Origin of the sequence: Curtobacterium flaccumfaciens (assembly GCF_018598405.1) — a bacterium.
GTDB classification, from domain to species: Bacteria; Actinomycetota; Actinomycetes; order Actinomycetales; family Microbacteriaceae; genus Curtobacterium; species Curtobacterium aurantiacum.
The window spans coordinates 40,612-66,968 of sequence record NZ_JAHEWS010000022.1 but is presented as its reverse complement, the minus strand read 5'-3'; the positions used below and the strand labels follow the sequence as shown (position 1 = coordinate 66,968).

The window sequence follows — 26,357 nt, the reverse complement described above, 5'->3', positions numbered from 1 at the left end:
GGCCGGTCCTCGCGGACCGGCCGGGCTGGGGGGGGACTAGCGGGTGATCTTCACCGAGGACGAGGTCCGCGCGGTGTTCCAGAGGTAGTCGCCGCCGTAGACGACGGTCAGCTTGTGCGTGCCGGCCTTGAGACGCGGGAGCGAGACGGTGCCGCGCCCGGTCTTCGACAGCGCCACCGAGGCGAGCGTCTTGCTGCCCTCCTTGACGGTGACCTTGCCGGTCGGGGTCGCACCGGCACCGCTCACGGCGACGGTGACCTTGGCGTGGGACTTCGTGGAGACCGACTTGACCTTGCCGGCCTTGACGGTCGGTGCACCCTTGGCGACCTTCACCGTCGACACCGCGCTGGTGGCGGCGGTCCCGCCGGTGGTGGCCGGGGTGTACGTGGCGACGAGGCTGTACGAGGTGCGCTTCGGGACGAACGAGACCGACGCGGTGGTGGCTCCGGCGGCGACCTTGGCGGTGCCGACGGTCTCCGTGCCGTTCTTGATGGTGACGGTGCCGCCCGTGGCGTTCCCGCCCGTGATCGTCGTGGTCACCTTGGCGGTCTTGCCGACCGTCAGGCGCGGGACCGTCATGGTGACGCCGGTCGCCGCGGAGACCGTGACCGTGGACGCCGCCGAGGTGCTCGACGAGACACCGGCGAGCGCCGGGATGAACAGCGCGTTGACCGAGGCCGTGCCGCTGGGCAGGGTCACCGGGGCGGTGACGCTCTTGGCACCCTTGGCGATGGTGCCGGTCCCGACGACCGTCGAGCCGTTCAGGAACCGGACCGTGCCGCCGCCCGTGCCGAACGAGTCGACGGAGACGGTGGCGCTGACGGGCTTGCCGGCCACGGCCTTCGCCGGGATCGACAGCGCGGTGGTGCTCAGCGACGCGGAGAAGGCGCGCAGCTGGGCGTAGCCGCAGGTGGTGGCGGCGTTGGTGGCCGGCTCCGGCAGGAACCCGTAGGCGGCGATGGTCGCGGTCTGCTTGCAGACGAGCGAGTCCTTGCCGACGAACGTCTTCGCGATCGCGCTGGACGGGTCGTCCGCCAGGCGCGACGGGACGATGTTGTAGACGTCACGGACGAAGCCGGCGAAGGCCGGGTTGGTCGCGTAGGCCTTGCCGCTGCCGGTGGTCGCCGGGGTCTGGCTGCCGGCCGTCTTGCCGAGGTCGGCGAGCGTCACGCCGTGGCGACGGTCGGTGACCCCGCCGACGCTGTTGGCCTGCGCGACCCACTGGCTGACCGAGAACGGGGCGATCGCGAGCGTCGAGCCCGTGTCGGCCGCGACGACCGCGGTGCCGTCGTGCTCCTCGATCGGCTTGCCTGCCGAGGTGTCGGACACGAACGAGTTCGTGCTCGTGAACCCCGAGGCGTCGGTCAGACCGAGCTGGCCGAGGAAGTAGCTGCGGGTGCCCGAACCGAACTTGGGCAGGAGCGGCTGGAGCTCGTAGGCCCTGGTGCCGTCCGGACCGGTCGCGCTGCCGCCGACGGAGTTGTAGGTGCCGTCCGCGTTGAAGTACGCGTGCGACACGTCGCCGCGGTAGACGTTCCAGAGCGTCGGGGCGGTCTTGGCCTGCGAGCCGTCACCGATGAAGAAGGGCACCTTCGACAGCGGGCTGCCCGGCGCGTAGGCGACGTCGACCGCGTCGCGGGCGAACGGCACGTAGGCCAGGACACCGTCGGCCGACTGGTCCTTGGCGGCGGGGCCGCTCGACGAGCGGGCGAAGTCGAGTTGTCCGACGACGGACTCGTCGATCGTCGTGCTCGTACCGTCGGCCAGGGCGACGCCCGACTTGTTGGCGACCGCGCCGATCGAGACGAGCAGCTCGTCACGCCCGGCACCGGAGCCGGAGACGCGCGGGATGGCCGCGCCGCCGGAGCGGGTGACGACGGTGGGGCCGGCGTTGGTCGCGTCGTACGAGGCGATCTGGTTGCCGCCGACCGCTGCCGCGACGCCGTTCATGACGTCCTGCGTCGTGTCCGAGCCGAGACCGACGAGCTTGCCGAACGCGTTCCCCGCGGGGTCGGCCTGGGCCGCCGGCACGGAGAGGGCACCGACGATCAGCGCAGTTGCACCGAACGTGACTGCCGTCTTGCAGAAGGTGTTGACCTTCATGGCTGGTGTTTCCTTTCGTGGGTTCGACGCTGCCCAGGTGGCAGCGGTCGTGGGTGGAACTCGGTCACACGTGGGCGGCGGCCAGCATCGCCAGCCTCCGGCCACGGCGGATCAGGAACGGCCCCACGCCGAGCGCCGGCAGGCCGGCTCCGAGCGCCGCTGCGAGACCCAGGCGGGTCGCCGCGAGCGGCTGGTCGTGGGTGCGTTGGGTGGGTCCGGACGCCTCGTCGACGTCGTTGGTCGACACGGGAGGCGCGGCGTCGGCCACCGGGTCGAGGGTCGCGTCCGGCAGGGTGTCGGTCGACGTCCCCGGGTCGGTCACGGGGTCCGTCACGGTCTCCGTCGTGTCGGTGGGCGGCGGGACCGCCCCGTCGGGGCCGGACGTCGTCGGCTCGGTCGGCGCCGACGTCTCCGGAGCCTCCGGGCAGGCGGCGGCGACCGTCTTCGCGTCGGTCAGGCCGCTGGCGACCTGTCCGGCCGCTGCCCGCATGCTGCTCGACAGCGGGACGTAGCCGGCGGGGAGCTGGCCCTGCTTCTCCCCCGGTACCTGCCCCGCACCGCTCGCGTAGCGGATGAAGGTGGCGTAGTCAGAACGCTCGGTGGGACTCGAGGCACAGACGTTCACCGCTGCGTAGCTGAGCAGGGCGAGCGGGTAGGCACCCGCGTCGCGGTTCGCGGGGTCCGCGACGACGACACCGGGGACGGTCGACGGCCGCATGGTCGCGATGCCCTTCGTGATCGACTCGGTGGTCGGGGCGACCGCCTCGCCCGCGGCGTTCACGAGCTTGGCCGTGGGGATCGCGTACCGGGCAGCCGATGCCGTGTCGGTGATCGACAGCAGGAACCGGCTCCCCGGCACCTGCGCACCGAGCGAGGTGTAGCCCTTCGGCTGCCCGAACGGGTTCCAGGAGTCCTTCTGGTTCGGGTCCGCCTTGAGCGTCCGGTAGGCCCCCTCGTGCATGTCGTTCATGTACGGCCGCATGTCGAGGGTGCCGTAGCCGGTCTCGTCCGGGTCGCCGCCCTTCGCGATGGTCAGGTCGGCCTTCGGGAAGCTGTCGACCGTCGTGTCGGTGGCCAGCGCCAGCGGGCGGTACGCGGGGTTGATCCGCGTGCCCCACTCGTCCGGGCGCCCGTCGAGGAAGGCCGCCGCGACCGGGTCGGCCCGCAGCCAGGCCCACACCCGGGCGTTCGCGTCGGTGTCGCCGAGCGCGACCATCAGGCCGGTCGGCGCAGTGTCGCTCTTCGAGCCGACGAAGGTGGGGTTGAGCGCGAGGAACTCCGGGTCGGTCACGATGCTCGACGGGTTCGCCGCCACCGTGGGGTCACCCTTGCCGCGGCCGGGCACGTCCGCCTGGTACGACTGCGTGAGCAGCTTCGCCACGAGCCGTGCGTCGAGGGTGAGCTCCTGCGCCTGCAGACCGTTCCTCGCCTTCGCCGGGGCGTCCGGGTACAGGCGGTAGTCGATCGAGAACCCGATCACGATCGCCGACTGGGCCACCGGGGCGTACCGGATGGTCGTGTCGGGGGCGGTCGCGGGGTCGAGGGGCGTGTTGACGAGTGCGAGTCGAGACGCCCCGCCGGTGGTGGAGACGATCTGGTGCTGCGCCTCCTCGTCGCCGATCTGCGAGTAGCCGTAGGTGGTGCCGAGCCCGCACAGAGCCGGCTGCCAGGCGGTGACCGCCTCGGTGGCGGGCTCCGACCCGACCATGCGCTGCTCCGCGTTGCCGATCGGGCAGGCCTGCGCCACCGACTGGAAGCCGAGGGGGAACACGACGCGGTTGCGCCAGGCCGACGCCGACAGCGGCGACCCGGTGACGCGACCGGCGGCGGTCGACGCCGCGGTGCCACCGTCGAGGTTGTGGCTGCCCCGGGGCACGATCACCAGCCAGCAGTCCCGCGGTGTCGCCTTGCCGGCCACCACACGGTCCTGTCCGCAGCCGAGCTGCGGGGCCTCGAGGCCCGACTGGGTCTCGAAGGTGACCTGGCCGGTGCCGTCGCTCGCGGTCCGGGCGGCGGTGACCTCGTTCGTGGTCGTCGCGTCGAACTGCTTCGACAGCTCGGTCGTGCTCTTCGACAGCGTGCCGTCGACGGACCGGAAGGGCACGCGGTACGCCCGCAGGAACGGGTTCTCGACCGGTGGCTCGAGCAGCAGGTCCGGGTTCGCGTCCGGTCCGGTCAGGGTCGGGTCCTGCCGGGGGTCGTCCCCGTTCACCAGGTCGCGCTTGGCGGCCCCGACACCGGTCAGTCCCGCGATGGTCGACGACGGAGCGCCCCACTGGCACTGCTCGGGGGACGGTCCGGCCGCCTCGTCGCCCCAGCACTGCATGAGCTGGACGTAGTCGGTGGCGTACTCGCTCGGCGAGGTCGGCTTCGCACCGGTCCAGCTCACGGTGATGCCCTGGTCGGTGAGTTCCTCGGTCTGGCTGACCGTGAAGGACATCTTCGAGAAGTCGGCTGCGTCGGGATCGGGCTCGGGGGTCGCTCCCCCGGCGCCGATCGCGGCCTGTGCGTCGACCCACGACTTCGTGACCGCGGACGAGGGCGTGGCCGACGGCGCGGTGGCCGACGCCGGGATCGTGGCGACGAGCAGCGAACCGGCGATGGTCGACGTGACGGCGCCGAAGACGAGCGCGGCGGAGCCGAGTCGGACGAGGTGCTGGTTCTTCACTTCTGGGTCCTCCGTCGGGACACGAGCACGCCGATGAGCGGCGGCAGCAGGACCACGGCCAGCAGGGCGGCCACGGCGCAGAGCATCAGGGTGCGGGTCGGCGTCCAGCCGTCGGCGGCGTCGACCTCGACGGGCAGGGCGGCCACGTTCTGGCACACGCCGCTGTCGGCGTCGCACTGCACGGGTGAGCCGTTGTTGAGTGCCGGCACCGCGCCGGTCCCGCCGTTGCCGGTGCTGCCGCCGGAGAGCTGGTCCGTCGAGCCGCTCCCGGAACCCGAACCGGAGCCGGTTCCCGAGCCGGAGCCCCCGGAACCGCCGCCCTCCGCACCGGAACCCGAACCGCCGCCGGACCCCGAGCCGGAGCCCCCGGCCGCCCCGGCACCGCCGCCGTCGTTCGTGCCGCCGCCGGCCGCGCCGCCGCTCTGTGTCGGCGTCGCGGTGCCCTTCGCCCCGCCGGTGCCGGTGTTGCACTGGGTCGCGCCGAGCTTGTCGCACGCCGGGGGTTGCGGCGCCTTGACGGCGAGGGTGTTCTTGCCGTCGGCGGAGAACGTCGGGTTGTTGCACTTCCGGATGTCGATCTTCTTCGCCTCGACCCCGGGGATGCGCCGCACCTGGTCGAGTCCGGCCTGCACCAGGTTGATCGGCAGCGGCGAGTACCCGAGCACCTCGGCCTGCTGCTGCCCCTCGCAGAGGAAGTAGTAGTCGAACGCGCCGAGGGTCTTGCCCTTCGCTGTCGTGAGGCTCGCGTCGGTGGTCGTCGGGACGACCATGTACGAGTACGACGACAGCGGGTAGGTGCGGGCATCGGGGTTGTCGTACACGCCGTCGAGGATCTGCGTCAGGTACGACGACGACCGCTTGTCCTGGTTGATCTTGGCGCCGAGCAGACCGACCGCGACGTTCGAGGCGGTGGGCTCGACGTAGTAGCCCGCCTTGTTCAGCACCTTCGCCACCGGGTAGCCGGTCTTCAGAGCGTAGGAGTACTCGACGTACGTGATGGTGCCGACGTTGGCCTTCTGTGCGACGTACCCGGACACGCCCTGCGAGTTCGGCTGGGCGATGAAGCCCTTGCCGGCGACCGTCGGGTAGTTCGACGTGATGCCGCAGGGCAGCGGGCGACCGGCCTGCTTGCAGTACGCGTTCCACTCGGACGGGTACTTCTTGCTCATCCAGGTCGTGAACTGCGCGGTCGACCCGGAGCCGTCGGACCGGACCACCGGCACCACGCGGCGCTTCGGCAGGTCGAGCCCGGGGTTGTCGGCCTTGACCTTCGGGTCGTCCCAGCTCGTGATCTTGCCGGTGAAGATGCCCGCGAGCACCGGGCCGGAGAGCCGCAGGTTGGTGATCTGCTTGCCACCGGCACTGAGGTTGTACATGAACGACGTGCCACCGGCGACGATCGGCATGTACGCGTACCCGACGGTCGGCGGGACGTCGGTGACCCCGCCGTCCTTGATGCCGTAGGGGATCTCCGAGACGGCGAAGTCGACCGTGCCCGCCTTGAACTGGTTGCGGCCGTCGGAGGACCCGGTGCTGGCGTACCGGACCTTCATGCCGTACTGCTGCACGTTCACGGCCCACTGCTGGATCGCGACCGAGCTCCACGACGAGCCCGCGCCCGAGATGGGCACGTAGGACTCACCCGCGTCGGCCGCGGTGGCGGGGAGGATCGACAGGGCCAGTGCGGCGGCGGCCAGGACCGCGCCCATCAGGCGTGTTCTGCGGGTTCTCACGAGGGGTCCTTCTGGGAGGCGTCGGTGGGGAACGGGTGGACGTAGCGTCGGGCGTGCCGACGGACGAAGCGGCCGACGGGGCGCCAGACCGGTTCGGCGGCGGCGACCCAGCGCAGGACGAGGCGGCCGAGTGCGCGGAAGCGGTCGTTGCGGCGCTCGCGGGTCGCGACGGTCTGCGACCCGATCACACGGGCGATCACGAACAGCACGAGCACGAGGAACATCAGGACCGCGGCCGCGCCGAAGCCGCGGGCGATCATGTTCGGTTCGGGCGACTTCACGAACTCGAAGATCGCCAGCGGCAGCGAGATCATCGGGCCGGTCGTCGGGTCGAGGTTCAGGTCGGGCGCGAAGCCGGCGGTGAGCAGCACCGGGCTCGTCTCGCCGATGCCCCGCGCGGTGGCGAGGATGATCGCGGTGACGAGGCCGGAGCGGGACGTGGGCAGCACGACCCGCCACACCGTCTGCCACTGCCCGGCGCCGAGCCCGATCGACGCTTCCTTGAGCGTCGACGGCACCAGGCGGAGCACGACGTCGGCGGACCGGATCATGATCGGCAGCATCATCACGCTGATCGCCAGGGACGCGGCGAACCCGGACTTGTCGAAGCCGAGCCCGACGATGACGCTGGCGTAGATGAAGAGCCCCGCGACGATCGAGGGCAGCGCGGTCATCGCCTCGACGATGGTGCGGACGAACCGGGCGAACGGCCCGGGCACCTCGGTCAGGAACAGCGCCGTGGTCACCCCGAGGGGCACCGTGATCACGAGCGCGATCGAGATCTGGATGAGGGACCCGGCGACCGCGTGCAGGACGCCGCCGGAGGTCATCGGGTCGAGGGGCCCGGTGAGCGCCATGTCCTGGGTGTAGAAGTTCCAGTGCGGCAGGGCCTTGGTCGCCCGGATCACGCTGAACGAGACGACGAACACGAGCGTCGCGACCACGACGAACGCGAGCGAGTGCACCGCGGCCGAGACGACCCGGTCACGGACCACGGCCGCACTCTCGTTGGTGGCGACGAGGAGCGCGTAGAAGACCAGGAACATCACGTAGGCGACGGCGGCGAACGCGATGGGTCCGGAGACCGGTGCGAGCTCGGTGAAGACGATCGACGTGACCGAGGCCGAGGCGACCGCGGCGCCGACGACGCAGAGCACGTCGCTGATCCGAGTGCCGCTGAACCGGCGTTCCTCGGGTCCGCGGTCCGGCTCGGACCCCCGCTCGAGCCGCGGCAGGACCGTGCCGGCACCGGAGCCGGAGGGGGTCGACACGGTGACCGGGCTGGCCGGGACGGGCGTCGACAGGGGGACGGTGGGCAGGGGTGACGTGACGCCCGCTGGCGCCTGGGTGGTGTCGGTCATGACTAGCTGCTCGCTCCCGAACGCGATCGGGCGACCACTGCGGACGCGGCGAAGTTGATGCACAGCGTCATCAGGAACAGCGTCAGACCCGCTGCCATGAGTGCCGACATGCCGAACGGTGTCGCGTCGCCGTACCGCAGGGCGATCAGCGAGGAGACCGAGCTCGCTCCGGCCTGCAGGATGTGCGGCTGGATGACGAACACCGGCGAGATGATCATGTAGACCGCGATGGTCTCGCCGAGCGCCCGGCCGAGTCCGAGCATCGTCCCGCCGATGATGCCGCCACGGCCGAACGGCAGGACGACCGACCGGATCATCCCCCACCGCGTCGACCCGAGTGCGAGCGCGCCCTCGCGCTCACCGAGCGGGGCCTGCGAGAACACCTCGCGCATGATCGAGGTGACGATCGGCGTGATCATCAGGCCGACGACGATCCCCGCGATGAAGGTCGAGGCCGTGTACGCGGTCGGCGACGCGAGCGGGTCGTCGAGGTCGACGCCGGACACCGAGAAGAGCGGGATCCACCCGAACCACTGCGAGATCCACCGGGACACCGGGGTGATCTGCGACTGCAGGAAGAAGAAGCCCCAGAGCCCGTAGACGACGCTCGGGATCGCGGCCATCAGGTCGACCAGGCCGATGAACGCCTTGCGGATCCGCAGCGGCGCGTACTCGGTGATGTACAGCGCGGTGCCCAAGGACAGGGGCAGCGCGAACGCGATCGCGACACCGGCGATCAGGACCGTGCCGACCAGGACGGCGGCGATGCCGAACCGGTGGGCGTCGGGGTCCCAGGCCTGCGTGGTGAGGAACCCGAACCCGGCGACACGCAGGGCCTCCGCGGCCCGGACGGCCAGGAAGAGGCCGACGAGCAGCATGATCGCGAGGACGGTGACACCGCCAGCACGAGCGATGTTCCGGAACCTGACGTCCGATGGGTCCCGCACGACCGTGAGCAGGCGGGGCGAATCTGTGGACAACGGCATCCTTCGGAGGGTCCGGGGCAGCAGGTCGGGTGCGCCGGGGGATGCTGCGTTCCCGTTCCGGCGGGCATCACATTGGCAGTCGCTCGCCCAACGGATGCCCCTCAGCCGGCGTCCAGGAAACGGCTCAGAAGTGAACAGACGGGTTTCCTGAGCGGATCGCAAGGTTCCTCTGGTCCCCGCACCCTCCGTTCGGGGGCGGACGGAACGGTCCGGGGTACAGCCGTCGGGGCACAAGCCGCCCGCGCCACAGAACCCCAGTTGGGACCGGTAGTTCGTGCCCGGAACTAACCTTTCCTCGACATTTCCGAGCCCGCACACCCTCGGCGCGCACACGAACGGCAACAGCACCCGCCCCCTGGCTCACCCCGACACCAGGTGAACCGCGGGTGAACATCCGAGCGACGGTTGGCCCCGGAACCCGCGCCCGTCCGTCGACCCCGCGAACCTAGGATGATCCGGTGACCCTCCGACTGCACGACCTCGACCTGCGGGGCTTCGCCTCGGACAACTACGCCGGCGTCCACCCCGAGATCCTCGACGCGATCGCCGCGGCCAACGACGGCCACCAGACCGCGTACGGCGAGGACGTCTACACGGCACGCCTCCACGAGGTCATCCAGGAGCACTTCGGTTCCCAGGCGGAGGCATTCCCGGTCTTCAACGGCACCGGCGCGAACGTCGTCGGCCTGCAGTCGATGCTGCCGCGATGGGGTGCGGTCGTGTGCACCACGACCGCGCACATCAACACCGACGAAGCCGGGGCACCCGAGCGCATCGGCGGCATCAAGCTCCTGCCGGTGGCGGCGCCCGACGGCAAGCTCACCCCCGAGCTCATCGACCGCGAGGCCTGGGGCTGGGGCAACGAGCACCGTGCACAGCCGCTCGTCGTGTCGATCACGCAGACCACCGAGCTCGGCACCGCCTACACGGTCGACGAGATCCGGGCGATCGCGGACCACGTCCACCCGCTCGGCATGAAGCTGCACATGGACGGCGCCCGCGTCTCCAACGCCGCCGCGACCCTCGGGGTACCCCTCCGCGACTTCACCACCGACGCCGGGGTCGACGTGCTGAGCTTCGGCGGCACGAAGAACGGCATGCTCTACGGCGAGGCGATCGTCGTGCTCGACCCCGTGGCGTCGGAGGGCCTGCCCTACCTGCGCAAGATGAACATGCAGCTGTCCTCGAAGATGCGGTTCGTCTCCGCCCAGCTCATCGCCCTGCTGCGTGACGACCTGTACCTGCGCTCGGCGCGGCACGCCAACGCCATGGCCGCCCGGCTGCGCGGAGCACTCGAGGCGGGCATCGCCGACGGCAGCATCCGGGGCGTCGGCTTCAGTCAGGAGACCCAGGCGAACGGCGTCTTCGCGACCCTGCCCGCCGGGGTGGCCGACCGGCTGCGGCAACACTTCCGGTTCTACGACTGGGACGCCAGCCGCAACGAGGTGCGGTGGATGTGCGCGTACGACACCTCGGAGCAGGACGTCGACGACTTCGTCGCAGCACTGACGCGCGAGCTCGACGCGGGCTGAGCCGGCCGGCCGGGCGCCCGCCGTCAGGCGTCCGCCGTCAGCCGTCAGCCGTCAGCGCCGCCTCACCCGAACGGGATGACCCGCACGACGATCGCCACCACGAGCATCGCCATCGCGACCACGGCGGCCCGCCACAGCACCTTCCGGTGGTGGTCACCGAGGTTCACGTTCGCCAGTGACACCAGCAGCAGGATCGCGGGGACGAGCGGGCTCTGCATGTGCACCGGCTGCCCGACGACCGAGGCGCGCGCCATCTCGGCCGGCGTGATCCCGTACGCCGCGGCGCTCTCGGACAGCACCGGCAGGATCCCGAAGTAGAACGCGTCGTTGCTCATGAAGAACGTCAGCGGCATGCTCAGCACACCGGTGATGCCCGCCAGGTACGGGCCCATCGAGTCGGGGATCACCGCGACGAGCCAGTCGGCCATCGCCGCGACCATCCCGGTGCCGTCGAGCACCCCGATCAGCACCCCGGCGGCGAACACCATCGACACGACACCGACGATGCTGGGGGCGTGCGCGACGATCTGCGCGGTCTGCTGCTTGAGCTGCGGGAAGTTCACGAGCAGGGCGATCGCCGTGCCGATCATGAACACGAAGTGCAGCGGCAGCAAGCCCATCACGAGCGCCACCATCACGGCGACGGTCAGCGCCAGGTTGAACCAGATCCGCTTCGGCCGGAGCGTCGGACGGTTCGGGTCGAGCATCGTCTCGGCCATGGTGCCGGCACCCGCACCCTCGTCCGCCGAGCCGGCGCCGTCCACGCCCTCGCCGTCCGCACGTCGGCCGTCGGCCTTCCCACCGCGCAGTCCGAGTGCGACCGTGGGGCTCGTGAACATCCCGCCGCCGGTCCCACCCACCGCCGCGAGCACCCGTGAACCGGCCCGAGCGTTCGCCCGTTCCGGCACCCGCGCACCCCGCGAGGCCTCGGTGAACTCGATCAGCCCGAGGCGCTTGCGCTCCCGCAGGCCCATGGTCCACGCGAACGTGAAGCACAGCAGCAGCCCGACCACGAGCGACGGCACGAGCGGCACGAAGATGTCCGTCGGGTCGATCTTCAGCGCGGCGGCGGCGCGGGCGGTGGGACCGCCCCACGGCACGATGTTGAGCGTGCCGTTCGTCAGCCCGGCGACGCACGTCATGACGACCGGGCTCATGCCGAGCTTCAGGTAGATGGGCAGCATCGCCGCCGTGACCACGATGAACGTCGTCGAACCGTCGCCGTCGAGCGAGACCGCCCCCGCCAGCAGGGCTGTCCCGAGCACGATCTTCGCCGGGTCGTTGCCGGTCACCCGCAGGATGAACCGGACGAGCGGGTCGAACAGGCCGACGTCGATCATCAGGCCGAAGTACATGATCGCGAACATCAGGAGCGCGGCCGTCGGCGCCAGCGTCCCGATCGCCTCGGTCACCATGTCGCCGAGCCCCAGGCCCGCCCCCGCGAACAGCCCGAACACGGTCGGCACGATGATCAGCGCGAGCATGGGCGACATGCGCTTGGTCATGATCAGGACCATGAAGGTCAGGACCATCGCGTACCCGAGGATGACGAGCATCAGGACTCCTTCGTCCGTGTCTGGCAGTCCGGGCACGCTACGACCCGGCCTGGAGGCGCGGCGCGCTTCTGCACATTGGCGCACCATCGCGCGTTGACCGCTTTCTGCGCATTGTGCGCAAGCAGGTCGGCGCACCCTCCGTACGCTGGGGTCGTGACCGACGACCGTTCACGGCGCCCCAGGCTCCGCTTCGCCACCCAGGTGCTCGTCCTGCAGCTCGCCGTGGTCGTCGCCGTCGTCGCCCTGACCAGTGCCGTGTTCGTCCGGATCGAGGTCACCCGGCTCGAACGCGCCGCCGAGGGGACCGCACTCGCGATCGCGCAGAGCGTCGCCGCGCAGTCCGACGTCCGCGCCGAGGTCGCCCGGCTCAGCGTCGACGGCACCGACCTCGACCCCGCGGTCCTCGCCGACGGACCCGTCCAGCGTGCGGCACTCGCGGCCCAGCGCCGGACCGGGGCGCTCTTCGTCGTGGTCACCGACGACCGGGGCATCCGACTGGCCCATCCCGACGTCGACCGGATCGGCGAGATGGTGAGCACCTCCCCCGACGCCGCACTCGCCGGTCGCGAGACCGTGTCCTGGGCGCGCGGAACACTCGGTGAGTCGGCGCGGGCGAAGGTGCCCGTCTCCGCGCCCGCAGCTGGCGGGGCGGAGACGAGCCGGGCCTCCCGGCAGTCCGCCGTCGTCGGCGAGGTGAGCGTCGGGTTCACTCGGGCACGCGTCTACGACACCCTGGTCGAGGACAGCATGCCGGTGATCGGCGCCGGACTGGCGGCGGTCCTGCTCGCGGTGATCGCCTCGGTGCTGATCCGCCGGCGGCTGGTGCGGCTGACGCTCGGGCTGCAACCGGAGGAGCTCGTGACGCTCGTGCAGAACCAGCAGGCCGTGCTCGGCGGGGTCGGTGAAGGCGTCATCGCGATCGGGCCGTCGGGGGTCGTCACCGTCTGCAACCCCGAAGCCGCGCGACTGCTCGGACTGGCCGATCCGGTCGGCCGTCCGGTGGCATCGCTCGACCTGCCCGCGCCACTCGGGTCGATGCTGGACGTGACCACCGCGGCCCCGGCGAGCGCCACGATCGTCGCCGGGCACCGGGTGCTGCTCGTCGACGTCCGCACGGTGTTCCGCGACGGACGCGACCTGGGCCGAGTCGCCGTCCTGCGCGACCGGACCGACGTCGAGGCCCTGACCCGGCGGCTCGACGCCGTCGGGGCGATGAGCACCGCGCTCCGCGCGCAGCGGCACGAGTTCGCGAACCGGCTGCACGCGATCTCGGGGCTGCTCGACATCGGCGAGACCTCCCGGGCGCAGGCGTACCTGGCGGACGTGCAGGAGCGTGGACCGCTGCGCTACCCCGTGCAGCACGCGGACCGGTTGACCGAGCCCTACCTGCAGGCGTTCCTCGGGGCGAAGGGCGTCGAGGCCGCCGAGCGCGGGGTGCTGCTGCGGATCGGGGCGGAGACGCTCGTGCAGGGCACCATCACCGAGCCCGGGGACGTGACGACCGTGCTCGGCAACCTCGTCGACAACGCGGTGTCGGCGGCGCTCAGCGGGGACGGAAGCGCCCCGGACGGCGGCTCACCGTGGGTCGAGGTCGAGGTGTTCGACGACGGCACGACGCTGCACCTGTCGGTGATGGACTCGGGGCCCGGGGTTCCGGTCGGTGCCGCGGACTCGCTGTTCGTGCGCGGGTCGGCGGCCGGTGGCGCGTCGGCGGACGTCTCGCAGGTGCACGGGCTCGGGATCGGGCTGCCGTTGTCGCGGGAGATCGCCCGGCGGCACGGTGGCGACGTGTGGCTCGCCTCCCCCGGCGGTGACGACCACGGCGCGGTCTTCTGCGCCCGACTGGAAGGAGTGGTGTCGTGAGTTCCGTCTTCACCGTGCTGGTGGTCGACGACGACTTCCACGTCGCCGACCTGCACCGGCGGCAGGTCGACGAGGTACCGGGGTTCCGGGCGCTCGATCCCGTCGGCACCATCGCCGCTGCCCGCTCGGCCCTGTCGAGCGGGACCGTGGACCTGGTGCTCGTCGATGTCTACCTGCCCGACGGCAGCGGGCTCGACCTGCTGCGGTCGATCGACGCCGATGCCTTCGTGCTGAGCGCGGCGTCGGACTCGGGCACCGTGCGGCGGGCGATGCGGAGCGGGGCACTCGCCTACCTGATCAAGCCCTTCGCGGCCGGGGTGCTGGCCGAGCGACTGCAGGCCTACGCACGGTCGCGGAACGTCCTCGACGAGCGGTCGACGCTCGACCAGGAGGCCGTCGAGCGAGCCTTCCGGATCCTGCACGCCGGCGACAGCGGTGGGGCGTCGCCGTCCCGGGCGGCCACAGCGGCACTGGTGCTCGAGCAACTCGTCGCGGGCGAGGAACGATCGGCCGCCGAGGTCGCTGCGGCGATCGGGGTGTCGCGGGCGACGGCGCAGCGGTACCTGGCGCAGCTCACTGCCGACGGGACCGTGGCGATGCAGTTGCGGTACGGGGCTGCGGGGCGGCCGGAGCACCGGTACGTGCGGCGGTAGCGTGCCCTGCCGCCCCTTGCGTATTTCACCGGATACCGGCAGGTTTGGTCTGATGCGCTCCACGCTCAGGCTCACTGCACACCCGAGCGCGATGTCCGACCCAGAAGGAGATCACGTGATCGCGATCGAGACCGCGGCCGCCGTCCTGACCATCGTCTTCGTCGCGCTGCCGGCGCGGGGCCTCATCGGCAGGAACAGCCTCGTGGGCATCCGCACCCGGGCGACCATGCGCAGCGACGAGGACTGGATGCTCGGCCACCGAGCAGCGATCGTCCCGACGAGCATCGCCGGCGGTGCGACGGTGGTCGTGAGCCTGGTCTACATCGCGCTCGGCCGCGCCGACGACGTTCCCGCGTTCGTCGCGTGCGCCGCGATCCTCGTCGGTGGAGCCCTCTGGGGTGTGGTGGCCGCACGACGCGCGACCAGGTGACGGACCGGAGGCGCGGGGCGGGGCCGCACCGGGCCTCCAGGCCGTCAAGTGGTCACGCGACGATCTGCACCTGCGTGGGCACGTCGGTGACGGCGAACGCCGTGGACGTGCCGCGCACGTCGACGCGGTAGTCGCCACGGAAGCCGCGGATCTGCACCCGGCCACGGTCGTCGGTGCGCAGCGCCGTCGGGCCGAGCCACCACTCCTCCTTGACCAGGCGGCGGAGCGCGTCGTACGACGGCTTCGGGGTGCCGTCGGCGCGGACGAGTCCGATCGGGGCGCCGAGCCAGGCGCCGGCGTCGGTGATGCCCCAGTAGGTGATCGCCTCGACGGAAGGGTGCCCCACCAGGCTCCGGTAGTGCCGTTCGATGTCGTCGGCCTGGCGCGCCTCACCCTCGGGCGTCGACGGCCACGAAGCGACCTGGTGGTCGTTGAGGTCGACGATGTGCGCGGGCATGAGGTCACCGGAGACGAGCGAGGTCTCGGTCAGGTGCAGCGGCAGGCCGTAGCGGGCGAACCGGTCGACCATCGCGAGCATCGTGTCCTCGCCCCAGTAGCCCTGGTGCATGTGGGTCTGCAGTCCGATGGCGTCGATCTGCACGCCAGCCTCGAGCACACCCTCGATCAGGCACTCGTAGGCGCTCGACAGGTCGAAGTCGTTGAGCAGCAGGGTGGCATGCGGATTGGCAGCGCGGGCCTCCTCGAAGGCCATCCGGATCGTCGGGATGCGGCCCTTGGCACGGGCGAGCGGGGTGATCGCGTTGTCGCCGTTGTCGAACACCGGCATGATGACGACCTCGTTGATGGCGTCCCAGGTGTCGATGGTGCCGGCGAAGGCGGAGACCTCGCGGCGGATGCGCTCGCGCTGGAGCTGGTCGACCTCGTCCAGCGGGAGCCCCAGCAGCCAGTCGGGTTGCACGGTGTGCCAGACCAGGGGGTGACCCTTGAGGGCGATGCCGCGGTCGCGGAACCACTGCGCCGTCGTCAGGAGTCTTGCGGTGTCCGGGGCTCCGCGCTCGGGCTCGAAACGGCCCCAGTAGAACGGGAGCGTCGCGGTGTTGAAGACGTCGGCGTAGAGGTCAGCGAGATGTTCGGTGCCTGCTTCGTCGTGCGCTTCGGCGTTGGCTCCGCCGGTCGCCTCGCCGGTCGCCTCGCCGGTCGCTTCGCCGTTGGCCAGTCCGATGAAGTCGAAGCCGATGTTGCCGAAGGCAAAGGCATGGCGGGTCTGCTCGACGGTGATGTCGGCATCGGGGATGGGATTGCCTTCGGCATCGACGATCGTCAGCGTCGTCTCGCCGAAGCGGTGATCTGGTGCGTGGGTCATCGCGCGTCCTCCGACGTCGTCGTCCGAGATTTGTTGTGCGCGCAAACATAGCAGCGGAGGGCGTGGGCGTCACGCCGTAGATTGATGGTGTGAACTCGCAGAAGCATTGCGCTCGACGCGCCTCACGGTGGACGCCGGTGCTCGTCTGCGTGTTCGGAGCCACGCTTGCGCGGGTCGCTGGCCAGATGCTCCTTGGCCAAGGGTCAGACTCGCCAGGGCCCGGACGTCTAATGCTGACCACAGGGGCGATGAGCAGGGGTGACGGAATCCCGTGATCGATCCGGAGCGTGCAGACTCACCCTTCTTCCGGGCCCCCGACGGCCGCGTGTACGTCGATCGCGACGGCCCCGCTGCCGACACCGCGTCTCGGTGGCGCCGACTCCACGATCCCGCTGGCGTGCGCCGTCAGGACCGGCTCGCAACAGCGTCCGCCTTGGCGGCCTTCGCGATCGGGTACATCACAGGCGGTGCGTTCGGCTTCGTCGTCGCGCCGCTGCTGCTGCCCGGAGACGAACCAGCCGTGGCCCGAGTCATCGGCGTGGTCCTCGGTGGAGGCGTCGTCGCCGTCCCCGCGATGTTCTTCGCCGCCTTCCGCAGCGCCGCCCCCGACCGGCGAGTGATCCCAGTGCCAGACGAGGTGCTGCAGCATGCGCCGCGGGCCGCCTCGAGTTTCGACATCTGGCGGTGGTCAGTAGCGATCGGTGACGAGGTCGCGGAGCGCCGCACGATCGGGTACGAGACGAACGTCGAGCGCCCGGCGGACGTCGCTCGAGCGGATCGCGCGACCGCTCGGTACGGCGAGGTGTACTGCGCGTACCTCACGGCTGCTGCCGAGCTCGGGTTGCGGCCGAGGGAGCCTGCCATCGACCTACCGCCCGCTTCTTCCGACAGACCACACGGATAGCGTGCCCCTCGGCACGACACGGTCATCTCGGACATGCAGCAGCCGGAGGATTGCGCACGAGCTGTGGTCGAGCGGAGGTCCGTTGATGAGCCCCTGATCAGCTGGTCGAGCCGCTCGCGGTCATCTCTCCGTAATCGCCGTCGGCGCAGTGCGATACAGCATCGATGCTGTAGCCACCCACTGTGGATGCGAGGAAGTCGATCGTCTCGGTCGGACCACCGCGGCCCCGGACCCCGAGATCAGGATCGTCACCGCCGCTCCGATACCGCTCGGTCGTGATGCCGAGGCTGTTCCACAACTCCTCGACTCTCCGAAGATCGCCCCTCGGGTCGACCGCGCCCTCGCGCTGCTTCACGTACACCCAGGTGACTCCACCACTGTCGTCCGCATCCCCCGAGCCGTCAGACCCGGGACACAGGCCGACTCGCGGGCCACTGATGACCTTCCAGGGGCCGCCGTCCACGGCACGAGCCGTTTGATCGACGAGATCCACCACGGTGCGCTTGGCTGCATCGGGCTTCACGGTGTGGTCAGTCGAGGGACTTTCCATCGGTTTTCCTCCTGCGCATGCTGTCAGCAGAGACATCGTCACGACCGCGGCCACCACCGCACCCGACCATCGCGCCGCGGGTCGTCTCCGCACCGCGCTCCTTGCAATCGTGGAACCGTTCATTCGTTGGTCACCAGGCTTCCTCGTGATCGTCCGGTCGGGTCACCTTGTCACCCTGACCGGTGCACACCGCTCCTGCACGCCCGCCGCGGCCGACGACGCGGCTCCCTCGCCATCGGCGTCGCGGTCGTGGCCCTCGTGTCGCTCACGGCGTGTTCCGACCACCCGACACCGGAAGAGAACGACAAGGCGTACTCCCTTTGGATGCAGGGTGTCCAGGAGCGATGGGCCGGACAGCCCGGCGAACTCGGCAGCGGTGGAGGCAACGACCACCCGACCGACCGGCTCTCCTTCGGCGATGACGGGGCCGGGGACCGTGCGCGAATCCGCGTCTCGGTCACATGCCAGGGCGGCGGAACCGTGCAGATGGCCGTGTGGGCAGGACGCATCGGTGCGAACGGGTCGGAGACGGGCAAGCGACTCACGTCACGCTCCGTCCACTGCGGACACGACGAGGACCTGTACGTGGTCACGTCGAGCGCGGCGATCACGATCGGCCCGACCGCCGGAGACGGCACCATCGGCTGGTACGCGGCGGCCTACGGCGATCTCGCTGCGCGCACGCGCTGAGCAAGCTCCGCAACAGCGGAGCAGCGAGCGCAGCGCTTCCCGCCAAGGGCGCAGGCCGATCCTGCGACCGGGCCGGTTGCCGGCCACACCACAAGACGGCCTGGAGGCGCGGAGCGGCGCCGCCACGCGCCTCCAGGCCGTCTTCCGGTCACGTCGAGGGCGCACGCAGCCGGTCCCTAGGGTGGTGGGATGCGATCGCTCACCAAGCTCGATGACTGGAGCAGGTCCGACGTCGACTCGGTCTTCGCCCTGTCCGACGACTACCGCCAGGGCCGAGGACCAGCGACGGCAGGCTCCGCGGTGATGTTCTTCCCGTCCACGAGCCTGCGGACCCGGGTCACGTTCGAACGGGGCGCGTCCCTGATGGGCCTGCAGCCGATCGTGTTCCCGGACACCACGCTCGACAAGCCGGAAGCGTTGACGGACGTCGCGCAGTACCTGGAGGCATGGGCTGACATCCTCGTCGTGCGCCATCGCGACCTCGCGGTCGTCGAAGGCCTGGCCGCAGCAGCGGCGCTGCCCGTGGTGAACGCGATGACCGACGAGAACCACCCCTGCGAGGTGCTGTCTGACCTGTACGCGGTGCGGCAGCGAGGCGACATCTCGTCGCTCCGATACCTGTTCGTGGGCGCTGACGGCAACATCGCCCGAGCGTGGCAGGAAGCGGTTCGGGTCCTGCAGCTCGATCTGGTCCAGTGCTGCCCCGCCGATCTCGCTTCCCCGGGTGCGGTGTGGACGGACGACCTGGAGACCGCCGTCCGGTCAGCGGACGTGATCCTCACCGACGGCCCCGGCCAGCACGCCCGAGCGCTCGAACCGTTCCGGATCACCGCGGCTCTCCTCGACCTCGCACCGACAGGGGTGGTGCTCGATCCCTGCCCGCCCTTCGTGCGCGGTCGGGAGGTCAGCGCCGATGCGCTCGAACACCCTGCCTTCGTCGGGCACACCTTCAAGGCCGCGCTGCTGCCGGTTCAGCAAGCCGTCATGGCGCACTGCCTCGAACTGCTGTCCGCGACGACGTAGGTTGGCGGCGGGAAGCCACAGCAGCAGTTCTCATCACCTCATTCGCGGACCGGGAGTTGCGATCCAGCTCCTCCGGCTTCTCCGTTCCACGGGCCCGTGCGGAGCGCTCGGTCGATGGTCGGTCACCTCGTCCTGGCGTGCCACGAGGAGATTTCCCTGCTCTGCGTCGCGCCGGAGAACGGCGTCCGGCACTGGATCTTGCCACTGGTCGCTCCCTCGCGAGCGGAGCCCCTGCGTGCTGAAGCGCCGCTCCCCCGTGGTCTGATGGCGATCGTTTCGCGCGGTGAGGATCGCACCTGCAAGGTTGTCCTTCGTATTGATATGCCGCATTCTGGTCGAGTGCGCCGTGATCACGGTGACGAATTGGGGAGGAAACACATGAAGAAGACCCTTTCGGTCACGTCCGCAGTCGCGACCGCCGCTGTGACAGCAGGACTCTTGCTCGCCGTGCCCGTCCAGGCACAGGCCGCGACGCAAGTCCAGGTTCCGTCGAACGTCGTGGTCGACGAGAGCTTCGATCCCGCCGGAGAGGTCGTCACCGCCGGCGACGGCCGCTCCACTCGATCGGGAGACTGCAAGGACCGAGCATTCGCCGTCGTGGCGAAGATGACACAGTCGCTGAATGGCTGCAGCGTCATCGGCGTCAAGGCGTCGGCGCGAGTGCAGTACAAGTGGTACAAGCACCGAGGCAACTCGAATCCCTGCATCTGGGGGAAGTCGTTCAACTCGCGGCACGCTCCGACCTGGACGACGCTGAACTGCGGGACCGGACGTTCCAAGTTCGTCCCGTGGGGCACAGTCGCCGCCACCAAGAAGATGAAGGGCCTCACCGGCACCGGATGGGCCGGCGTGCAGTGGCAATGATGCCCGGCCAATCGCGGCGACGCAGCATCGAGGCCGTTGCCTCGATCTGCGTCGCCGCAGCCGCTCTTTCCGCGTGCTCGTCGGGCTCCGACCATCGAACGCCACGGGCTCAGTCACCGATGCAGACACCCGCACCCGCTCTCGGCGTGGCTTCGATGCAGACGATCGCCGATGAGCTCCGCGCAACAGTGCCGTGCAAACTTGCAGATGCACTGCACGACGACCTCGCGTTCTGGGACAGCATGCGTGGCTTCGACTGTCTCGACGGGGACTCACCAACCTTCATCCGTGTCTACGCGCATGCGGTGTCGGTGCCGCAGACCCTCGCGGACTGGGACGGCACGTTCGGTGCCGGGCGAGCCGTGACCAGGGGTGAGCACTGGTACGTCATCGGAGCTCCCGCCACCGTCTCTGCCGTGAAGCCCCCGAAGGCAACACCCCGCATTGCGAACGACGTCGGAGTGCCCGTGCCCCTCACTCCCGAGCAGGACTACATGACGACCTGCGTGCTGTTCGTCTCGAGCGAGGGCCAGCGGTACGTGCAGCATCCGAAGCAGCGCAGCACATCGGCGGATCAGTACAGCGCGCTCTTCCCAGGGGTCACTGCCGAGGTGCACGCGGCGATCGAAGACCTCGACCGGAGCCGCATCCTCGGGATCGCAGATGAGGAACGATGGATTGCGGCACTGTCACCGATGGGCCCACGGCTCAAGCGGCAGTGCGCGACCGCGTACCGAGCGGTCGGCGACACCGTGCGCCCGCTCAGTGGAGACGAGCGGTGAGGGCGTCAGGCACCTGGCCCTCCGTGCGCAGAGCTGCCACCGCCGCCTTGATGGTCGCCACCACCGGCGCCTCGCTGCTGGCGGTCGACAACCTGCTCGGCTTCATCGGAACGCATCTGATCGCAGCAGGGCCAGTGTTGATGGTCGCTGCGATCTCGGTGTCAACAGGAGTCGTGGCCGCTGCCGGTGCTGCGCTCGCTCGCGACGCCGTGCACCTCGTCTTCGCGTCCGCCACCGTCGTCTTCGTGGCCGCCCTGTCGCCGGCGACCAGCAGCCAGCTGTGGCTCCCCATCGCGGTCGTACTGCAGGCGCTCGTCCCGTTGGCCTTCGCAGCCGCCGGGCTGCTGGTCCTTCGCGGTTCGCGGAACTCCACCGCAGTGCGGGCCCTCGCGGTGGTGCTCGTGGGGTTCGCCGCCGCCTGGATCGTCACCGCGTTCATCCCGGTGGCGCTCGTGGCGCTCCTCCTCGCGCAGGCCGGCACGCTGGTCGTCGGGGCTGCCCTCAGCCTGCAGCCGGTTCTTCGCCGCGCCCGGAGTCTTGTGCGTGAGCTGTGGGCGAGTGCGGAGGTCCGCTGAGGAGCCCCTCTGCACGTCGCTGGGCGATGTGCGTTCGACGCGGTGAGGATACGATCGTGCGCGCATCCTGATCCAACGAGGGCAACGGGGTGTTCGAGGGGGAGAACGTCGTGGTGCGTCAGCAGGGGAACCTGGTCCCCGGATCGTCCGCCAGACGCACACTCGCGGTCGGTCTGGCGATCGCGGTGTCGGCAGCAGCTCTGGTCGGCATCCGTGCAACGGCAGGATCAGCGGACACCGCAGCCTCGACGATGACGATCACGAAGGTCATCGCGACCACCACCGTCACCTCGACCGGCACCTCCGTTCGCACCACGCTCAAGGTCAAGAACACCGCCTCGGTGCGGAAGCCGGCGTCCTCCGCGTGGCTGTACCTGTCCGCCGGCACGAAGAAGTACACGCTCGGCCGGGTCGCGGTGAAGGCACTCTCCGCTGGTTCGAGCGCCTCGGTCACCGCAGTCCGCGGGACGCCTTCCCGCGCCGCAGCCGGCAAGTACTCCGTTCTCGCCTGCACCGGTGCCTACTCCGCGAAGCAGTGCCGCACGTCGACCGCGACCGTCACCAACAAGCCCACGAAGCGCGCGCGTCCGGAGACGGGCGTGATGCTCGACGTCGCTCGCGCCTACTACCCCGTGGCGTTGATCAAGCAGTACATCGACCTGCTCGCCGACGACGGGGGCCGCTTCCTGCACCTGCACCTCACCGATGACCAGAACGTCGGGATCGAGAGCACGGTCCTCGGCCAGATCCCTGCGAACGCGGATCTCGACGACGGCGTGTACACGAGTCGCGTGACCCATCGCCCGTTCCTGAGCGCCGAGCAGGCACGCACGATCTCCGACTACGGGGCGAAGCGGGGCATCGCGATCGTGCCGGAGATCGACACTCCCGGACACATGGCCGCCGCATTCGCCCTGCTCGAGGCGCAGCACGGGAAGGAGTGGGTCGACCGCATCCGTTCGGGTGAGAGCGAGCTCGACACGTCGGCGCCCGAGAGTCTCGCGCTGGCGAAGAAGCTGTACGCGGAGGTGCAGCAGACCTTCCCCTCCAGCCGCAGCGTGCACATCGGCGGGGATGAATGGGGCGGCGGAGTCAGCGCCGCTGAACGCGTGGCGTGGATGAACGCGATGGCAGCGACTCTCGGCAACCGCGAGGTCTGGGCCTGGAACGACGGGATCGACCGGGTTGCGGTCGGGCGACTCGATCCGCGCATCCACGTCACGTACTGGAGCTTCGACGGCGACACCGAGGACGCAGCGGAGCGCCGCGAACGCCGAGCGCGGCGGGCGAGTGCGGTCGACCTGCAGCAGGCCGGGATCGACTTGCTCAACTACAACTCGTACTACCTCTACGAGGTGCCGACCGACCTCGACCCGGCCGACAGCGAGTACACCGTCGCCGACCTCCGCGAGAACTGGTCACTCCGGACGTGGGACGGCGACTCCGGTGCGCTTCTCGCTGCTCCGATGTCGGGTGCGGCGGTGGCGATCTGGGGAGAGGACCTCGAAAGTCCGCCGTCTGATGCGCTCTTCCGTTGGAGCGCGCCGCACGTGACGGCGATGCTCGAGACCGCAGCCTCCTGACGGACGCGTGTCGGGCCTCCAGGCCGATCGCTGAAACCGCCGGGCCCGCCGCCTGCCTACCCGAGCGGCTCGACGCCGTAGCTGGTGACCACCGCCCGCAGCTCGTCCAGGTACGTCCGCGCCTGCACGGTGAGGGGAACCGAGGCGTGCGCGATCCAGCCGATCTCGATGCGTTCGTCGACGTCGAGGGGGATGGCGACGATCTCGGGGTCGAGGTCGTCGCTGATCAGCCCGGTCGAGATCGTGTAGCCACCGAGGCCGATCATGAGGTTGAAGATCGTCGCCCGGTCCGAGACACGGATCTCCCGTTTGCTCGACATCGTCGACAGGATCTCCTCCGCCAGGTAGAAGGAGTTGTTCGCACCCTGGTCGAAGGTGAGCCGAGGCAGGTCGGCGAGGTCCTCGAGGGTCGCACGCTCCCGTGACGCGAGCGGGTTCCGCTTGGCCACGAAGATGTGCGGCTGTGCGACGAACAGCGGTGTGAACACGACGCCGGCGTCCCGCAGCAGCTTGCCGAGCACCTGCTTATTGAAGTCGTTGCGGTAGAGGATGCCCACCTCGCTGCGCAGGGTGCGGACGTCCTCGATGATGTCCCAGGTGCGTGTCTCACGGAGTGAGAACTCGTACTCGTCCGCAGCCGCTGCTTCGACCATGCGGACGAAGGCCTCCACCGCGAACGAGTAGTGCTGGGCGGACACCCCGAGCAGCCGACGCGACCGCTGGCCGCCGACGTACCGCTGCTCGAGCAGGGAGACCTGCTCGACGACCTGCCGGGCGTACCCGAGGAACTCGACACCGTCGACGGTGAGCACGACGCCCCTGGCCGATCGGGTGAAGAGCGGGCGCCCGATCCGCGTCTCGAGGTCCTTCATCGCCGCGGACATCGTCGGCTGCGACACGTAGAGCAGGTCGGCCGCTGCACTGATCGAGCCCTCCGTCGCGACCTCGATGAAGTACCGGAGCTGCTGCAGGGTGATGTCGTTCGAGACCCGGGCCATAGGCCGAGGCTATACCGGTGCATAGCGTCTCGGTATTACCTGATGGCTCGCCATTCCCGTCATGATCGATTCATCCTTCCCACCGTGCCCACGGGCCGCTCGACGAACAGATTGCCGACCATGGCGAACGACCTCACCTTCAGCATCACCCGGACCCGGTTCGACGAGGACTACTCCCCCGCCGACAGCTCCCGGCTGACCACGAACTTCGCCAACCTGGCGCGTGGCGAGCACCGCCAGCAGAACCTCCGTGCTGCGCTGACGATGATCGATGGGCGCGCGAACGAGCTGGCCGCCGCGCACGACCGCTACCGTCTGCAGCTCGACATCGTCTCGGTGGCGCTGGAGTTCTCCGACGGTGGTTCCGACGCGTCGTTCCCGTTGCTCGAGATGCTCGACGTCACGATCGTCGACGAGCACACCGGCGAGCGCCACCAGGGGATCCTCGGCAACAACTTCTCGTCGTACCTGCGCGACTACGACTTCTCGGTGCTGCTGCCGTCGTCGCCGTCGCTGCCGTCCGACTTCGGGGCGCTGCACGGGGCGCTCTTCCAGCGTTTCCTGGAGTCCTCCGCGTTCCGCTCGGAGTTCGGTGCCGAGCCCGTCGTCTGCATCAGCGTCTCGACGAGTCAGACCTACCGCCGGACCGGGTACGTCCACCCCGTCCTCGGCGCCGAGTACGAGCACGAGCACTCCTCGCTCACCGACGACTACTTCGGCCGGATGGGCATGCGGGTCCGGTACTTCCAGCCCGCCGGAGCGGCTGCCCCGCTCGCGTTCTACACGCGCGGCGACCTGACCGGGGACTACACGGACCTGCAGCTCATCGGCACGATCGCCACCATGGAGACCTTCCAGAAGATCTACCGCCCGGAGGTCTACGCCGCGAACACCCCGGCCGGCAGCACCTACCGCCCCACCCTCGACCACACCGACTTCACGCCCACCCCGGTCACCTACGACCGCGAGGAGCGCAGCCGCCTTGGGATCACGCAGGGCCGGTGGACCGAGGAGCACCTGGTGCGGCCGCATCACGCACTCCTCGCCCGGTGGGCTGACCCCGCCCTCGCGCGCTGACTTCTTCTGCCCTTCGACTGACTGGACCGACACCTCCATGAGCTCTCTCCTCCCCACCTCGATCGTCGGCAGCCTGCCGAAGCCGTCCTGGCTCGCCGAGCCCGAGCGACTGTGGTCCCCCTGGCTGCTCGAGAATGCCGCCCTGACCGAGGGCAAGCAGGACGCCCTGCGCTCCGCCGTGCACGAGCAGGAGCGCCGTGGCATCGACATCGTCAGCGACGGCGAGCAGACCCGCCAGCACTTCGTCACGACGTTCATCGAGCACCTGGACGGCGTCGACCTCGACCGCAAGGAGACCGTCCGCATCCGCGACCGGTACGACGCGGCCGTCCCGACCGTCGTCGGCGCCGTGAGCCGTCGGAAGCCGGTCTTCGTCGAGGACGCTGCGTTCCTACGAGCCCAGACCGACCGGCCGATCAAGTGGGCGCTCCCCGGCCCGATGACCATGATCGACACGCTGTCCGACCAGCACTACAAGAGCCGCGAGAAGCTGGCGTGGGAGTTCGCCACGATCCTCAACCAAGAGGCACGCGAACTGCAGGACGCCGGCGTCGACATCATCCAGTTCGACGAGCCCGCCTTCACCGTCTTCCACGACGAGGTGCAGGACTGGGGCGTGGCCGCACTCGAACGCGCAGCCGAGGGCTTGCGCGCCGAGACCGCCGTGCACATCTGTTACGGCTACGGCATCGAGGCGAACAACAAGTGGAAGGAGACGCTCGGCGCCGAGTGGCGGCAGTACGAGCAGTCCTTCCCGCTGCTGCAGCAGTCGTCGATCGACATCGTGTCGCTGGAGTGCATCCACTCCCACGTTCCCCTCGAGCTCGTCGAGCTGATCCGCGGCAAGAAGGTCATGCTCGGCGCGATCGACGTCGCGACCGAGACCGTGGAGACCCCGGAGGAGGTCGCGGAGGTCCTTCGTCGGGCGCTCGAGTTCGTCGATGCGGACAAGCTCATCCCCAGCTCCAACTGCGGGATGGCGCCCCTGGCGCGGGGTGCGGCGCTGGACAAGCTCGGTGCGCTGTCCGCAGGGGCGGACATCGTGCGGGCCGAGCTCGTCGGCACGGCGGTCCCGTCGGCCCGCTGATCGCCGCGAAACACC

General features: G+C 70.0%; 22 protein-coding genes. 12 read left to right on the top strand and 10 right to left on the bottom strand.

The features are described from left to right. Positions 1-36: 36 nt before the first annotated feature. The 5 genes from KK097_RS13730 to pstC all read right to left on the bottom strand — a co-directional run bounded on the left by KK097_RS13730 (position 37) and on the right by pstC (position 8,851). Positions 37-2,103 carry an Ig-like domain-containing protein gene (locus KK097_RS13730; protein WP_214545195.1) on the bottom strand — a complete coding sequence of 689 codons (2,067 nt, stop codon included), beginning with the start codon at positions 2,101-2,103 and terminating at the stop codon, positions 37-39. A gap of 64 nt (positions 2,104-2,167) precedes the next feature. Beyond that, positions 2,168-4,771 carry a hypothetical protein gene (locus tag KK097_RS13725; RefSeq protein ID WP_214545194.1) on the bottom strand — a complete coding sequence of 868 codons (2,604 nt, stop codon included), beginning with the start codon at positions 4,769-4,771 and terminating at the stop codon, positions 2,168-2,170. Then, positions 4,768-6,504, bottom strand: a complete 1,737-nt coding sequence (pstS, locus tag KK097_RS13720; protein ID WP_307858400.1) for a phosphate ABC transporter substrate-binding protein PstS — start codon at positions 6,502-6,504, stop codon at positions 4,768-4,770. The genes KK097_RS13725 and pstS overlap by 4 nt, the downstream gene beginning before the upstream one ends. Then, entirely contained in the window at positions 6,501-7,865 is a 1,365-nt protein-coding gene (pstA, locus tag KK097_RS13715) for a phosphate ABC transporter permease PstA (protein WP_214529925.1), read from the bottom strand. Before pstA ends, pstS begins: the two co-directional genes overlap by 4 nt. A gap of 2 nt (positions 7,866-7,867) precedes the next feature. Beyond that, complete coding sequence (gene pstC / locus KK097_RS13710) at positions 7,868-8,851, bottom strand: phosphate ABC transporter permease subunit PstC (protein WP_214529924.1); 984 nt, start codon at positions 8,849-8,851, stop codon at positions 7,868-7,870. A 458-nt stretch (positions 8,852-9,309) separates the two neighbouring features. Here pstC and KK097_RS13705 point away from each other — a divergent pair, with 458 nt between their 5' ends. Then, a complete protein-coding gene (locus KK097_RS13705) occupies positions 9,310-10,383 on the top strand; it encodes a threonine aldolase family protein (RefSeq protein WP_214545193.1) in 1,074 nt (357 codons plus the stop codon). 62 nt (positions 10,384-10,445) lie between these two features. Here KK097_RS13705 and KK097_RS13700 read toward each other — a convergent pair whose 3' ends face one another. After that, on the bottom strand, positions 10,446-11,939 hold the full coding sequence (locus KK097_RS13700) for a CitMHS family transporter (protein ID WP_214529922.1): 1,494 nt from the start codon (positions 11,937-11,939) through the stop codon (positions 10,446-10,448). Between the two features lie 153 nt (positions 11,940-12,092). Here KK097_RS13700 and KK097_RS13695 point away from each other — a divergent pair, with 153 nt between their 5' ends. From KK097_RS13695 to KK097_RS18460, 3 genes are all read left to right on the top strand, one after another. Beyond that, entirely contained in the window at positions 12,093-13,802 is a 1,710-nt protein-coding gene (locus tag KK097_RS13695) for a sensor histidine kinase (protein ID WP_214545192.1), read from the top strand. After that, a complete protein-coding gene (locus tag KK097_RS13690) occupies positions 13,799-14,455 on the top strand; it encodes a response regulator (protein WP_214545191.1) in 657 nt (218 codons plus the stop codon). The genes KK097_RS13695 and KK097_RS13690 overlap by 4 nt, the downstream gene beginning before the upstream one ends. A gap of 115 nt (positions 14,456-14,570) precedes the next feature. After that, positions 14,571-14,885, top strand: coding sequence for an SdpI family protein (locus KK097_RS18460; protein ID WP_214545190.1), 315 nt, complete (start codon positions 14,571-14,573; stop codon positions 14,883-14,885). Positions 14,886-14,937: 52 nt separating this feature from the next. On the opposite strand, the gene KK097_RS13680 is transcribed toward KK097_RS18460, so the two are convergent. The 3 genes from KK097_RS13680 to KK097_RS13670 form a co-directional block, all read right to left on the bottom strand. Next, positions 14,938-16,209 (bottom strand): endo-1,4-beta-xylanase, encoded by a 1,272-nt coding sequence (locus KK097_RS13680; RefSeq protein ID WP_214545189.1) that lies wholly within the window; start codon positions 16,207-16,209, stop codon positions 14,938-14,940. 295 nt (positions 16,210-16,504) lie between these two features. Next, positions 16,505-16,858: a hypothetical protein gene (locus tag KK097_RS13675; RefSeq protein WP_214545188.1), complete on the bottom strand. Its 354-nt coding sequence runs from the start codon at positions 16,856-16,858 to the stop codon at positions 16,505-16,507. A gap of 352 nt (positions 16,859-17,210) precedes the next feature. Continuing rightward, the gene (locus KK097_RS13670) at positions 17,211-17,717 is read right to left on the bottom strand and encodes a hypothetical protein (RefSeq protein WP_214545187.1); all 507 of its coding nucleotides are present in this window, start codon (positions 17,715-17,717) and stop codon (positions 17,211-17,213) included. 195 nt (positions 17,718-17,912) lie between these two features. Here KK097_RS13670 and KK097_RS13665 point away from each other — a divergent pair, with 195 nt between their 5' ends. The 6 genes from KK097_RS13665 to KK097_RS13640 all read left to right on the top strand — a co-directional run bounded on the left by KK097_RS13665 (position 17,913) and on the right by KK097_RS13640 (position 23,180). Next, entirely contained in the window at positions 17,913-18,353 is a 441-nt protein-coding gene (locus tag KK097_RS13665) for a hypothetical protein (RefSeq protein ID WP_214545186.1), read from the top strand. A 189-nt stretch (positions 18,354-18,542) separates the two neighbouring features. Further along, positions 18,543-19,376: an ornithine carbamoyltransferase gene (locus KK097_RS13660; RefSeq protein WP_214545185.1), complete on the top strand. Its 834-nt coding sequence runs from the start codon at positions 18,543-18,545 to the stop codon at positions 19,374-19,376. A 114-nt stretch (positions 19,377-19,490) separates the two neighbouring features. Continuing rightward, positions 19,491-20,240: a hypothetical protein gene (locus tag KK097_RS13655; RefSeq protein WP_214545184.1), complete on the top strand. Its 750-nt coding sequence runs from the start codon at positions 19,491-19,493 to the stop codon at positions 20,238-20,240. Then, positions 20,231-21,022, top strand: coding sequence for a hypothetical protein (locus KK097_RS13650; protein WP_214545183.1), 792 nt, complete (start codon positions 20,231-20,233; stop codon positions 21,020-21,022). The genes KK097_RS13655 and KK097_RS13650 overlap by 10 nt, the downstream gene beginning before the upstream one ends. 50 nt (positions 21,023-21,072) lie before the next feature. Continuing rightward, entirely contained in the window at positions 21,073-21,597 is a 525-nt protein-coding gene (locus tag KK097_RS13645; protein WP_214545182.1) for a hypothetical protein, read from the top strand. An 89-nt stretch (positions 21,598-21,686) separates the two neighbouring features. Next, complete coding sequence (locus KK097_RS13640) at positions 21,687-23,180, top strand: family 20 glycosylhydrolase (protein WP_214545181.1); 1,494 nt, start codon at positions 21,687-21,689, stop codon at positions 23,178-23,180. Between the two features lie 56 nt (positions 23,181-23,236). Here the strand turns inward: KK097_RS13640 and KK097_RS13635 are convergent, their stop codons facing one another. Next, complete coding sequence (locus KK097_RS13635) at positions 23,237-24,178, bottom strand: LysR family transcriptional regulator (protein ID WP_214545180.1); 942 nt, start codon at positions 24,176-24,178, stop codon at positions 23,237-23,239. 120 nt (positions 24,179-24,298) lie between these two features. Between KK097_RS13635 and KK097_RS13630 the strand changes: the two genes are divergently transcribed. Together KK097_RS13630 and KK097_RS13625 are read left to right on the top strand one after the other, a co-directional pair. Then, complete coding sequence (locus tag KK097_RS13630) at positions 24,299-25,255, top strand: putative oxygenase MesX (protein ID WP_214545179.1); 957 nt, start codon at positions 24,299-24,301, stop codon at positions 25,253-25,255. A gap of 37 nt (positions 25,256-25,292) precedes the next feature. Continuing rightward, positions 25,293-26,342, top strand: coding sequence for a methionine synthase (locus KK097_RS13625; protein WP_214545178.1), 1,050 nt, complete (start codon positions 25,293-25,295; stop codon positions 26,340-26,342). Positions 26,343-26,357 lie beyond the last annotated feature (15 nt).